This window comes from Pedobacter miscanthi (genome assembly GCF_003315595.1).
Classification (GTDB): Bacteria; Bacteroidota; Bacteroidia; order Sphingobacteriales; family Sphingobacteriaceae; genus Pedobacter; species Pedobacter miscanthi.
Genome location: NZ_QNQU01000017.1, coordinates 39,031 through 51,922 on the forward strand (window position 1 = coordinate 39,031; position 12,892 = coordinate 51,922).

Sequence of the window (12,892 nt, forward strand, 5' to 3'; positions counted from 1 at the left end):
CCTTGCTAGGGTAGCTAACGCCAGCGAATAAATGCTGACTAAGCACTAGCTTACCGCTATAAACCACTTATTTACCACCTCTTCAAGTTTGCTATAATCAGCTTCACCTTCCGAAACCCAGGCAACAATCCCATCAGGGCGTATCACTACTGCGCTTAATCCCAATTGATCTTTTGCACCTTCAGCCATATATTTCAGCTGATTATATTTCTCCGCAAGCGCTTTGATCTGGGCATCGTTCCTAAAATCAAGTAGAATACCCTTACCATCATACATTTGTTCGCCGATAGTGCTGCCGTTATCGAATTCGAAATTTGGTACACTATAACCTACTAAAGGATGTTGATCGCCAAGATTGTAATGGGTAGAAATTCCCCAAACGCGTTCGGCCATATAGGTAGCGCCATCCTGGGTATTCATCAATTCGCTTACAATGGAATGCAGCGCCTTGGCTTGCGGGCTAGGTTTCATAATTTCTACCTGCGCCCGTGACCAATCGAGCACTTTAACACCTATTGGATAACGTTCGGAATAATAGGTATCGAGCAAGCCTTCTGCCGCGGTGTTGTTAATGGTTGCCGCTAATTTCCAGCCCAGGTTCATCGCATCTCCTAAACCAAGGTTTAGTCCCTGGCCGCCCAGTGGGGCATGGATATGTGCGGCATCGCCAGCTAGAAATACCCGTCCGTTACGGTAAGTGGTGGCCTGACGCGCCCTATCGGTCCAGGTGGTGGCCGTGTGTAAAGCGGTAAGCGATACATCGGTGCCTGAAACCCTGCGAAGCACTTCCTGTACATGTTCGAGCGTAATGGGCTGTTCGGATGCATGGAAAGCACCTCCATCAAAATCCTGAATAGCCATATAACCCGGTTGCGATTGCATATACATACCCCTTTCGGTTACATTACGGCCGGGGCGAAGTTTCTCGGGATCTAAAATCTCTACTTTGGCAGTGTAACCTGTAAATTCGGGCTCGGTCCCCGCAAATTCGAACCCACCGCTTTTACGCACCACACTACGGGCGCCGTCGCAACCCACCAGCCATTTGGCACTAAAAGTTTCACTGCCCGACTGAACAGTTACCCCGTCGGCATTTTGATCGAAGCCATCAATAGCATAACCATGTTTAATGGTTACGCCCAGATCTTTTGCACGGCGCGAAAAGATGGTTTCCAGCTCTGCCATTTCAGAGATTAAACTCGTTTCGGTTGAGCCGGGCAGGCGGTATTTCCATTTAGACTGGTCGATATTGCCTTCCAGAAAAGGAATGCCTGCAAAATGACCAACCTGTCTTTGTGCACCTTGTTTGTTATTTTGGTGCTGATGCGGATTTTTAAGTTGTTTGTGTATTTCGAGTTCGTGGTACAAACCACGGCGGTAAAGTGCCTCAATCGATGGTGCCGAAAGTCCGCGGATACCAAATGGGAGTTGTTTTAATACCGAGTTTGGCTCTGCCGCTTTTTCGAGGATCAGAACCGAGCATCTAGCCAGGGCCAGTTCGCAGGCCAGAAAAAGTCCTACTGGCCCGGCGCCAGAAATGATCACATCGTAAATTTTATGATTTTGTGCGGATGTACCGCTATTGATTGTCGTATTCATATTGTAATGATTATGGCACAAAGTTGGGCAATGTGTTTAGCCCAGGCTTGTATAAATACGACAATCGTTCGGTAATCAATTGGGTAATCCTGATTGCAAATCCTATCGTGTGGACACATTTTTTTAAGGCACTTTGCTAACTTGCTTTGAAAACGTACAGGTTTTACCGATTACGCCCGTCAATCCCAAGTGCAGGGAAATCAAAAAAACAGTTGCAGAACAGTACAATTGGCACTATTAAACCTAAAACGCAGTGGTTTTGTGCAGGTCTTAGATAGACTTTAATCTTTCTAATATTTTCTGCACAAAACGAAGTGCCGCTGTTTTTTTGATGTGAATGGGCCTTGTGGGAAGCACCTAGCTGGATTGACGAAGTGCTTTGGGTACTTTGGCGCCCCAAAATGCGGAGCATTCTTGAACACAATTAAAAACAACATTTAAACGTGAAAAACTACCATGCCCCGCGGCATAGGAGCGAAAAAGAAATATCTTTGGAATTGTGTTCACATGGTAGGATTGCAAATCGGGACAATAGAGTTTACTTAACCGCTATAAAAATCTCCACTTCTGCATTTTCACCATCCTGCGATTTTGCTCCATAAACTTCCAGATCATAAGTGTACTTTCTGTTCAGTTCGCTATCGCGTTTCCAGATACCCATCCAGGTGTTTACCACGGCACCGGGCATTTCTCCCTTTGCAGTAAACTGCTGAAAGTTTTCTGCTTCAAACTCACGGCCGATCAATCCATCGGGAATATGCTCGAAGGTAGATACCGGAACCCCGATAATGGTGGTATAGGCATCGGTATAATTGCTCACGTAATCGGTATAAATGGTGATGATATCGGTAGAAACCTTATTCGGTATTTTCTCAAAAATGTTTTCTGCATAAAATTGAGCCCAAAGTTTGCCCAAATCTGCTGCCGATTGATTGTTCTGATTTGTAGTGCGGGTAGAAATACCAATAATTTTGAAAGCTGCTGTCATAAAATAGATGTTTGTTTTTGTTATGTATTAAGGGCCAAAAGTAAATAACAGAATTTATTTTTTATCGCCTTTCGCCGTCGGTAAGAACATCGTTAAATTTTGCGACTTTGCGTTTTTCGCATTTCGTGCAAAAGCTGCGGGCGTAGTACCACTATAACGTTTAAATTCGCGGCTCAGGTGCGGTTGATCGGTATAACCCATTTCGTAGGCCAAACTGGTAAGGCTTACACCGGGTTCGAGCCACAAGCGGTTACGTACCTGCTCAAAACGCATTAAACCCGATACATCTTTAACCGTATGTCCGGAAGATTGCTTGAAATTTCTTTCCAGTGTGCGTACGGTGGCATGGGCGGCCTCAGCTACCCCGCTTACTGACAGATTACCTTTGGCAGCCTGCATGGCAATACCTGCCTTGTGCAACATACTGTTGGTAGCCAGGCCGGATTGTGCATCCAGAAAATATTCTTTTACTGTTGCAATCGCTTCTTCTATCTGTCCATCAGCCACTAATCTGCTCAAATTATCCTGAAGTGTTGCCATTGGATGTTCAAAAACCTGCACACCGGATTTTCCCGAAGGTAAAGAGAGCAGATCGGCCACTACCCAGGGAAAACACCTGATCCCGATAATTTCCAGTTGCCCTTCTGTATAAAAATGAACCGGTTGATTCAGCAGACCCATCATAAAGGGAGAGGGTAATTGCTGCAAACTCCCGTTCTGCTCTATGGAGATATTCCCAAAGTAAAAAATGATCTCCGCATAACCATCGGGAATTACCTCGTAACCGGAAGGCTCATTGCCCGACATCCGTTTGTTATACCAAAAACATCTGATGGTCTCGCGAAGAGCTTCGGGAGCTTCAAATTCCTGGTGCAACATGTTGAAAGGGGGCATATTTTAAGTTTATGGTTATCAAATTTAAGTTCAACGGATCAGGAAAAAAAATAATTTGGGAAACTAGATTTCTCAAAAATAAAAATTCACCTTTAAACAGGCTTTTAACATTGTTGCGTGATGTTGTATTTATACTATTTTTGAAGGAAGGGTACAGTCACCGATTTCTTCTTCCATGTCCGGGACGCCCAGTCATTTTGTAACCGAAAAAAATGAAATCTTGCAGAATAATAAATCAGAACTGCCATCTACTCGGCCAGCTACTTTTTATAAAAGCCTTATGTTTCTCTTTGTTTCAAATCCAAGAATTATGAAACATAAAAACATTATCCGACTACTCCTCATGCTGCTCCTCGGACTCCCGGGAACACTTTTTGCCCAGCAGGAAAATGCATTCCAGAAAATGAAACCCGGCGACTGGTTTGAGGTACTTGTTGCAGATACCTCCCGAAAACCTGATAATGAAAGCTACCGCTATAATATCAGGTATCAACTCAAAAAAACCGATGCCTCTGGTAACCGCGAATATACATTAACATTTGAGCGGACCAGGATCATTCTCTCCCATGCAGGTACTGTTGCGCTTGGTTATGATTCCTATTACCCGCCTTATAAACAGGGTATTGAAAAGCCCGTTCAAAAGCCCGTTTTCCATTCTAGAGTTGATGCGGCAGGCAACATTCTTTCCATGAAAGCAGAGACTGATTTGCCCAGAATCAATCTTTACGAAATCGGCACCCGTAAATCTTATGGTGGCACATCTGTAGAGCTTGAACAGATAAGCGGAGAAACTGCAACTGCCATTTCCGGAATCATTATGAAAGCCATAGCAAACCACGAACAGCAGTGGTACAATGGAACACTTTACCGAAATTCAGGGTTAAGTTTTGTATTGTCGGCTACCTCTTTTGAATTGAAACCAAATGTACTTGTAGTGGGGCATATCAAAAACATGACTGCCGCACTTGCCCGTAGCTTAGATTTTTATCTGCCGGGTGTTAATAAGCCATTCAGGATTTCAGCCGATGGAAATTTCAGTATTGCCACTCGCCTTTCAGAAGGAACCGGTGCGCGCCTAAGCTATTATCCAATAGAAAAGGTTCAGGAAAAACCGAATAAAAGCGATTTGAAAAACGTTGATGTGATGGTATTCAAGCGCATAATTGATATTCCTCTTTTTTTCAGGCCCGGCGATACACTCATGATTACAGGAGATGCACTTAAGCCCGACATTGATCTCCAGTTTTCAGGAAAAACAGCGAAAATGGCTGAATTTGCCCTTGATCTGGCTAAAGCCAATTTTCAGAAAAAGACGCAGGAAATACCTTACAGCACAAAATCGTATGCAGCTGAAACCTTTATGCAGCAACAGGATGCTGATAGAGCCACTTTTAATAAGCTTAATACAACATACGACAAACAGCTTTCACCAATTACAGAAAATTATTACCGCTTGAGGTTTGCTTTTCTTCAGGGGAGTGAACGTCTCGATTTCCTTTCCAAAACCAGTTATAAAAGCAGTCCGACAGCCAATGGAATGTTCGAAGCTTTTCCTGAGCATTTTTTTAAGGCGATTGATACGCTTCCTGTATTGATGACCGATTATAATAATGCGGTATGGTATACCAGTTTCATTAATGCCTCCCATTCTTATTTACGTAGCAGGGATGGACAATTTAACGGTGGAAGCAATGATTTTTTCCTCGGAAATTATGTGCTTTCGTTAAATCACCTCAGGCGTTTTCCGCTTTACCGTTCGCTGGCCGATGCTTTTGAAAACCAACTCGGCAATAACAGCTGGAAAACGGCCCAGACATTGAAGCCCTATTACGAAGATTTTATCAATAACTGCGCTGATACCGTTTTAACCGGATCGGTACGCCAAAAATGGAAAACCTTATCAACTTGGGCGCCTGGAAAACCGCTGCCTTTAAAAAGTATTAAACTAGCAGATGGCAGCCTGCTCAGCCTCGACAAATTTAAAGGAAAGGCATTGAGCATCACTTTCAATTACCACTACCCGGATGAAATGAAGCGGTTGCTGGAAAGGATTAAAAAACAGGACCCCAAACAAGTGCATTTCCTTATTGTGCAGCTTAAACAACCGGGCTATCCGCCATCTACTGTTATAAACGAACTGAAAAAACTTGCCCAGGTAACGCTGGTAGAGGTTGCGGCAGATAACCAGGCACTTAAGTAGCAGGTATTGTTGGAGTATTTTGATGTTAAAACCTTTGTTTTGGATCCCGAACTCAATATTATCGAGGATAATATTAACGATAGTCCAAACGAGCTTCCACAGGATAAAAGCTTTGAAGAAGCGATACAAAGGGCATTAGCGCCCAAAAAAATGAGTAGGCAGGATAAAGCCGAGCTGATTAAAATTACAGTATGGAGCCTAGGCTCCATACTGTTTGTTAGTTTAGGTTTTTTGCTTATTTACCGCACAAGGATTGCGGCTGTTAAAAGAAAAGAGTCGCTAAAAAGACAAATCAAGAAACTCGAAATCAAAGCCATCCGCTCGCAGATGAACCCACATTTTATGTTCAATGCACTCAATTCGATCCAGTCGCTCATTAATAGCGGGCAATATAAGGAAGCAAACATCTACCTCGAAAAATTTTCACTGTTGATGCGAAGGGTGCTCAACAATTCGGAAAAAACTTTTGTAAGCCTTTCAGATGACCTTGAAGCCGTTTCGCTTTATGCCGAACTGGAAAAACTCCGTTTCAATTTTGTGTTTAACCTTTCTGTTGAGAAAGGGATTAACAGTGGGCTAATCGAAATACCCGGCATGATCATCCAGCCACTGGTTGAAAACGCTATCATACACGGCATTGCACAGATGGGCACATCAGGAATATTGGATATCCGGATCAGCAGAAGGGGGATTTACCTGAGGGTGGAGGTATCGGACAATGGTATCGGCCTAGTAGAAAAGACAAGCGGAAAACCTATCGGATTGGGCCTGAAACTGGTTAGAGAACGCCTATCCCTTTTAAATGCGCAGGGTGAGGTTGGAAAACTGGAGATAATCCCTAATTTAGGACCAGCAGCAAAAGGAGTAACAGCGGTACTCAATATTCCCCTCGATTAGTAAATAAAGCAGTAAGCAAAGCGAAAATACAAATGAAAATCAGCACCATTCTTATAGATGATGAGGCAAGAAGCAGGCAAAACCTGCGACAGCTGCTGGATGAGTATTGTCCGGATATTGAAATTGTTGCCGAAGCTGCTTCGGCTACAGAAGCGCTCGCCCTTATTGTCAGGCTTCAGCCAGACCTGCTTTTTCTCGACATTGAGATGGGTGAATTTTCCGGGTTCGATCTCCTAAGAATGCTCCATACGCCACAAACCTTCGAACTGATTTTTGTTACGGCTTTTGATAGATATGGTATACAGGCGGTAAAGGCCTGTGCGCTTGATTACCTGCTCAAACCCATCAATATTATGGAGTTGTGCAGTGCAGTAAATAAAGCTTCAGGACAGATTGGCCCAAAAAAAGAAAATGAAAGATTGAGGGAGCTGATGGCCAATATCGACCGCAAAGAAGAAGAACAACGCATTGCTGTGCCTCTTGCCGATAAAATTGAATTTATTCCTGTTGCCAGAATCCTGAGGTTGGAAGCCGAGGGAAATTATACCCATTTTTATCTGGATGATGGAAAACACCAACTGGTATGCAGAACATTAAAAGAATACCAGGAACTATTAGAAGGACACCAGTTTGTGCGTACGCATCAATCACACCTCATTAATTTCAAAAAGATTAGTGCTTATGTAAAAAAGGATGGAGGATATATTGCGATGGAAGATGGCAGTACTGTTCCTATTTCAAGGCAAAAAAAGGATGAGGTACTCTCTCGTATCCTGCGTTGATTTAATTAGAGCAGATCAGTTTCTGTTCCGATCTGCTCCAAGGCAATAGTAAATAATAAGTTTGTTTTTAAGAGCTAGTTAGCGGCTGATATCTGCCATTGTGCATCATTTTGAAAGCCAAAGTCATATATAATCGCATCAGCACTGTTTGATGTTGATCCATTTTTAATACAAAGTGTTTTTCCCAGCGAATTCACACTTACAAAACGATGATATCCCCCTTTGCATGGCAGGATGTGCCATTTCTGGTTATAACCATTGTTCCAGGTATATTGGGTGGCTGTTGTTCCTGGCGTTCGTGTTCCACCTGGTACTTCCAGGGTTTTTCCACTGTTTACATTCACAATCCTGAATTCTCCGCGGCCAAGGTTGGTAATCGTCCAGCGTTGATTGTTTCCGCCGCTATAATCATACTGTTTTATCGGTGCGCTGTCGTTTTGCGACCAGCCGTCAACCTCTAAGGCTTTTCCCGAATTACGGTTAATGATCTTTACCTTTCCGCTAAAACTAACTGCCGCAGAAGATGAAGTATTACCCGTTGAGGTATTAATTGTCCATTGATCGTACCATGGAAGCGAAGCTGTTGTTCCTGAAACCTGGAGGGGTAATATTACTAACCGGCTCGAAGACATGCCGTCTCTTGACCAGCGATCGCCAAGATATAAATAAGTAGTTTTACTCGATCCTGAAACTGCCAAAACGTTGGTAACCTGCGATTGGTAGGTTCTGGCCCCCGAAGGTGCAAGCAACCCCCGGTATGTCCAGGGGCCAGCAAGTGAGCTGGCAGTATAATATTTGTTATCATTGGTGTCCCAACCCGAACAATTTGATTCCATCAGGAAATAAGTACTACCCGATTTAAACAGGGCATGCCCTTCACAGCCTACACTCGATCCGTGAAATACCTCCCTAACGTGTCCGGTATAAGATGAGTTAAGTTCCGTAATCGCTACCTGCGAGTTATTGTTCACACTGCTGATCATGTAGGCTTTCCCGTCGGTATCCTTAAAAACATTCATGTCCTTGCTATCCAAACCCAAAGGCCTGTAATGTCCTTTCCAGCTATAATTGCCGCCAATCGTACTACTTGTTGCATAGCCCACTTCTGATGTAGCATAGGCATTCCAGCCTTCGTAATGTACCCATAGTACAAACTGCCCTGTGCTGGTATTATGGAGTAGTTTAGGCCGCTCCACCACCGAACCGCTTGCAACATCCCCGTGGGAGGAGTTTTTAAGAATGGCATTTACAAATGTCCAGGTTTTAAGGTCAGGAGATGAATACAGGTTTACCGCTTTAAACGTATAATTGTTATCCGAACGGTCCATGCCCCATAAATAAAAGAGGTTACCAACTTTGATAATTCCACCTTCTACCGCATGTACAATGTTCCCGTTGGTATCATAAATATCTCCACCGGTATAAAATGTTGCACTGGGGTCGGGTGCAAAATTAACAGCGCTAAGTTTGTCGTTGTTTCCTCTCGTTATTTGCTCCAGCTGCGGATCATTAGGTTCGGATGTTTTACGGCAGCTCAATACCACGAAAATTAATAGTAAGGGCAAGAACAGCCCCGTTAAAATTTTTACTGTTTTCATAACTGGTTTTTAAGTTTATATCTGGTTAGTTTAATGGTTATACAAACAATAAAGCATTCGGGTACAAACCTGTTTCCCTGAATTTAAAATCATTTTATCCCATTTATCTGTGGCTAAATTAAAGCTAACAAATCATCCCTGTGAGGGGCAAACTCTTCAAAGAAGAGGGGTAAAAAAGGCATAATCGACCAGAAAAGGATTTTTTGATGCCGTGTTCAATAAAACGAATGTAATTTTAGTTATACATCTGTGTCGTAATATAAAATCTTGATGTTTAATTAATTATTCATAATCCCTATGGATATCATAAGGAATAAATTGAACTAAATTATTAGTCTGAATGTTAATGTGTTGAAGAAAATTTTTGTTAGGGATGCAACATTCTCTAAACTTTTGCATCTAGTAGGTATAGCGATGCAGAAATGTTTTGCATACCGGAAAATTTTATGAGCAGATACCTATTATTCATTTGCATTGCCATGCAGTGTAGTTTTATGTTAAACAGCGCCCGGGCGCAGGAAAATAAGCATCAGCTTACTGGTGTAATTGTAGATAGCCTTAGCCAGAAAGGTGGAGAATACTTTACCATCGTATTGAAAAAAGATACGTCAGCCATAAAAAGTGCTGTTTCTGATGCACATGGCAAGTTTACCTTTGCAGGTATAGGTGAAGGGCAATACACGCTTATGATAGGTTCTTTGGGCTACAAACCGAAACAGCTGGCGGTGAAATTAACCAGGGATATGGATCTGGGGAAAATTGTTGTTAGTCCTTCCGGCAATGAGCTTAATGAGGTTTCGGTAGCGGCGAGCAGGCCTATCATTAAACAGGAGCCCGACCGGATTGTGTATGATATCCAGGCCGATGTAGAAAATAAGGTGCTCTCTGTGATGGATATGATGCGTAAAGTGCCGCTTTTGTCGGTTGATGCAGATGATAATGTGAAACTTAAAGGTACCGGCAATTACCGCATCCTGATTAATGGTAAACCATCGGGAATACTCACCCGCGATCCGAAAGAATATTTAAAAAGCATGCCGGCCTCTGGTGTGCAAAAAATAGAAGTAATTACCACACCGCCATCCAAATATGAAAGTGAAGGTTTATCGGGCATCATCAATATCATTACTTCACGCAAGATGGAAAACGGCTATAACGGAAATGTTAACGTACGGCATCAATTTCCGGGCGGACCAAGCGGAAATTTAAATCTGACCTTTAAACAGGGTAATTTTGGTGCAAACTTATATGGTGGTACGGGTATATGGCAGGTGCATGGGATAAAAATTACAGATGTGCGGAACAGCAGGGGCAAAGCAGCGCCATCAAGCCTTTATTCTTTGGGTTTTCAGGAAATAGATAACAGGTGGGGCTGGGGAGGTGGAGAATTAAGCTATGAGATTGATTCGCTCAACCTGATCACGGCAGAGGTAAATCCCTACGGCGGATATAATCAGCAGGACCTTAACCAGCATTTCGACATCAGAGACGGATCGGTATCATCAGGTTACGATATGGATAGCCGTACCCGGTATGAGTGGAGCGGAACAGATTACACCCTAAACTACCAGAAAGGATTTAAGAATAAAAAAGAGCATCTGTTAACTTTTTCATATAAGTTTTTCGATAATTCGGCACCACAAGGTAATGATGTGATGTTCAATAACAGGATTAATTTTACAGGCTTAAACTACAGGCAGGATAATAACAGTATCTCAAGAGAACATACTGCACAGATTGATTATATCAATCCTTTTAAAAAGCTTACTGTTGAAGCAGGGGTTAAGGCCATCATCAGAAACGGCGAAAGTAATTTCCAGTACCTGAATTTCAACGCCGCGCAAAACGACTATCTGATTGATCCTGCACAAAGCAATGTTTACAGCAACCAGCAGGATATTTTCGGAGTATATAATACCTATACGCTAAAACTTAAAGACTGGACTTTTAAGGCAGGGGCACGTTTGGAAGGAACTTATGTTACGGGTAACTTCGAAAGCACAAATTCGAGTGTAAAATCAGACTATTTCAACCTGATTCCTTCTGTTTCGCTTAACCGAACGCTTAAAAATAGCCAGAGCCTGAGTTTAGGTTTTACCCAAAGAATCCAGAGACCGGGAATATGGGACCTGAACCCGTTTGTAGATAAATCGAGGCCAAATTTTGAATATTTTGGAAATCCCGATCTGGAAGCTACGCTGAGCAATAACTTCGAATTAACTTATAGCAATTTTAAAAAAGGATCGCTTAACCTGAGTTTGAGTTACAATTTTTCGAATAATACGCAGCAACAGGTATCCGAATATATCGCGGCCGAAAACCTTACCCGCGTAACGTCTTTCAATATCGGTAAAAATAAACTTCTGGGGCTTAATGCTAACTTTAATTACCCGATTACAGCGAAATGGAGTCTTAATGCCAGTGCTAACCTCAACTATATCTGGTTAGAAGGAATGATTAATGGTATACTGACCAAAAATAGTGGCTTAACGGGTTATGCCAATCTGACTACCGGGTACAAATTCGAAAAAAACTGGAAAACAAACCTCTCGTTTAATTATGGTGCACCTGATGTAATGTTGCAGGGGCAATCTAACAACTACTATTATGTAGCTGTTAGCGGAAGCAAGGATATCATCAAGGACAAACTGACCTTTTCTGCCCTGGTTGCCAATCCCTTTAAAAAATACAGGGCTTACCGGAATTATACGGAAGGAACAAATTTTACACAGGAGCGTATCCGCGAAAATCCTTTCAGGCGCATTAACCTGAGCATGAGCTGGAAATTCGGAAAACTAAAAGGTTCTATCAAGAAGAATGAGCGGAGTATTAACAACGATGATACGAAAAAGACGAGCAATTGATTTATAGTCAGAAACACTTGGGGGAAATGTTTAACCACAGATGTACACCGATAAACACAGATTTATGTCTGTGTTTATCTTTTTGTTGACCGGTTTACTGCAATATTTTTAGCTTTCAAGTTTATAAATAAACTCTTCAATTTCTGCGTCCCTGGCATTTGCAAAACCAAAATCAGAGCCAACTTTTACAAAACCACATTTTTCCAGCACCCGTTTCGATCCAAAATTATCAAAGGCAACACGACCAAAAATTGGTCTGCCCGGTTCTATGGATAAAAATTGTTGCAGCGCGGTAGTCGCAATACCCTGTTTCCAGAAACTTTTGTCGATCCAATAGGTAATTTCATTATCTCCATGCATCACGAATTTGGCTATGCTGCCAACGATATTTCCGTTTACAACAATGGTTTGGTTATTTATGGTTGGGTCGGCCAGTATTTTAGTGTATTTGCTCAGGTAGGCAGCTTTGTCTGTAGGATTTTTTGGCATAAATGCAGCCATGTACCCTGCTTCTTTATCCGTTTGAAATTGAAAAAGATGCTCAAGGTCGGCAATTTCTGTTTCCCGAAGTATTAAATCAATTTTTTTGTTCATTGTTTTTAGGTTTACGTCGGTGAATTTGAAAATAGCTTGTTAAAGCCTCATGAGGGCTTATCTCAACCCCCGCTCTTTCAATACTTCTTCCAGTTCTTTGGTGTTGTATTTTGGTTTGTTAATGAGTTTGTATATGAAAACAATAGGGATGAGGGTTAAAAAACCAAAGCTTTTTTTCACCACACTGTATACGATAACTCCGGCCAGAAAGCCGATTAATGCAGCAGTAATAATCTTATCTGATTTTACTTTTTTTGCTTCCTGTAATAATTCCTGATCGGTTAATTGCGCTAATTCTTTTTGTATCATCTGGTTTGTAGGGATAACGGCCTGCAGGCAGGTTTATCATCATTTTGTTAATACTCAAATATATGCAATAGCTCTATTTACAGAAAAAATAAATGGCATTTAATTGCTTGAAGCAGCAGTAAAATGAAATGTTATGCTGTTACAGCATCCCGCTCTGTTCTTTATTA

At 42.1% G+C, this 12,892-nt stretch carries 10 protein-coding genes; 4 read left to right on the forward strand and 6 right to left on the reverse strand.

The annotated features are described in order from the left end of the window. Positions 1–45: 45 nt before the first annotated feature. From DRW42_RS18835 to DRW42_RS18845, 3 genes are all read right to left on the reverse strand, one after another. Positions 46–1,599: an FAD-dependent monooxygenase gene (locus DRW42_RS18835; protein ID WP_113950380.1), complete on the reverse strand. Its 1,554-nt coding sequence runs from the start codon at positions 1,597–1,599 to the stop codon at positions 46–48. Between the two features lie 538 nt (positions 1,600–2,137). Then, positions 2,138–2,587, reverse strand: a complete 450-nt coding sequence (locus DRW42_RS18840) for a GyrI-like domain-containing protein (protein ID WP_113950381.1) — start codon at positions 2,585–2,587, stop codon at positions 2,138–2,140. A gap of 54 nt (positions 2,588–2,641) precedes the next feature. Then, complete coding sequence (locus tag DRW42_RS18845; protein ID WP_208643593.1) at positions 2,642–3,481, reverse strand: helix-turn-helix domain-containing protein; 840 nt, start codon at positions 3,479–3,481, stop codon at positions 2,642–2,644. Positions 3,482–3,791: 310 nt separating this feature from the next. On the opposite strand from DRW42_RS18845, the gene DRW42_RS18850 reads away from it, so the two are divergent. The 3 genes from DRW42_RS18850 to DRW42_RS18860 are packed head-to-tail and all read left to right on the forward strand — an operon-like array spanning position 3,792 to position 7,360. Continuing rightward, entirely contained in the window at positions 3,792–5,681 is a 1,890-nt protein-coding gene (locus DRW42_RS18850) for a hypothetical protein (protein WP_147243778.1), read from the forward strand. A 39-nt stretch (positions 5,682–5,720) separates the two neighbouring features. Further along, positions 5,721–6,578, forward strand: coding sequence for a sensor histidine kinase (locus DRW42_RS18855; RefSeq protein WP_147243779.1), 858 nt, complete (start codon positions 5,721–5,723; stop codon positions 6,576–6,578). Positions 6,579–6,610: 32 nt separating this feature from the next. Next, entirely contained in the window at positions 6,611–7,360 is a 750-nt protein-coding gene (locus tag DRW42_RS18860; protein ID WP_113950385.1) for a LytR/AlgR family response regulator transcription factor, read from the forward strand. Positions 7,361–7,434: 74 nt separating this feature from the next. Here the strand turns inward: DRW42_RS18860 and DRW42_RS18865 are convergent, their stop codons facing one another. Continuing rightward, entirely contained in the window at positions 7,435–8,958 is a 1,524-nt protein-coding gene (locus DRW42_RS18865; RefSeq protein ID WP_113950386.1) for an RICIN domain-containing protein, read from the reverse strand. A gap of 446 nt (positions 8,959–9,404) precedes the next feature. Here DRW42_RS18865 and DRW42_RS18870 point away from each other — a divergent pair, with 446 nt between their 5' ends. Further along, positions 9,405–11,822 carry an outer membrane beta-barrel family protein gene (locus DRW42_RS18870; RefSeq protein ID WP_158544368.1) on the forward strand — a complete coding sequence of 806 codons (2,418 nt, stop codon included), beginning with the start codon at positions 9,405–9,407 and terminating at the stop codon, positions 11,820–11,822. A gap of 108 nt (positions 11,823–11,930) precedes the next feature. Here the strand turns inward: DRW42_RS18870 and DRW42_RS18875 are convergent, their stop codons facing one another. Both DRW42_RS18875 and DRW42_RS18880 read right to left on the reverse strand, forming a co-directional pair. Beyond that, complete coding sequence (locus DRW42_RS18875) at positions 11,931–12,416, reverse strand: GNAT family N-acetyltransferase (RefSeq protein ID WP_113950388.1); 486 nt, start codon at positions 12,414–12,416, stop codon at positions 11,931–11,933. A gap of 57 nt (positions 12,417–12,473) precedes the next feature. After that, positions 12,474–12,725, reverse strand: a complete 252-nt coding sequence (locus tag DRW42_RS18880; protein ID WP_113950389.1) for an FUSC family protein — start codon at positions 12,723–12,725, stop codon at positions 12,474–12,476. Positions 12,726–12,892: the final 167 nt, after the last annotated feature.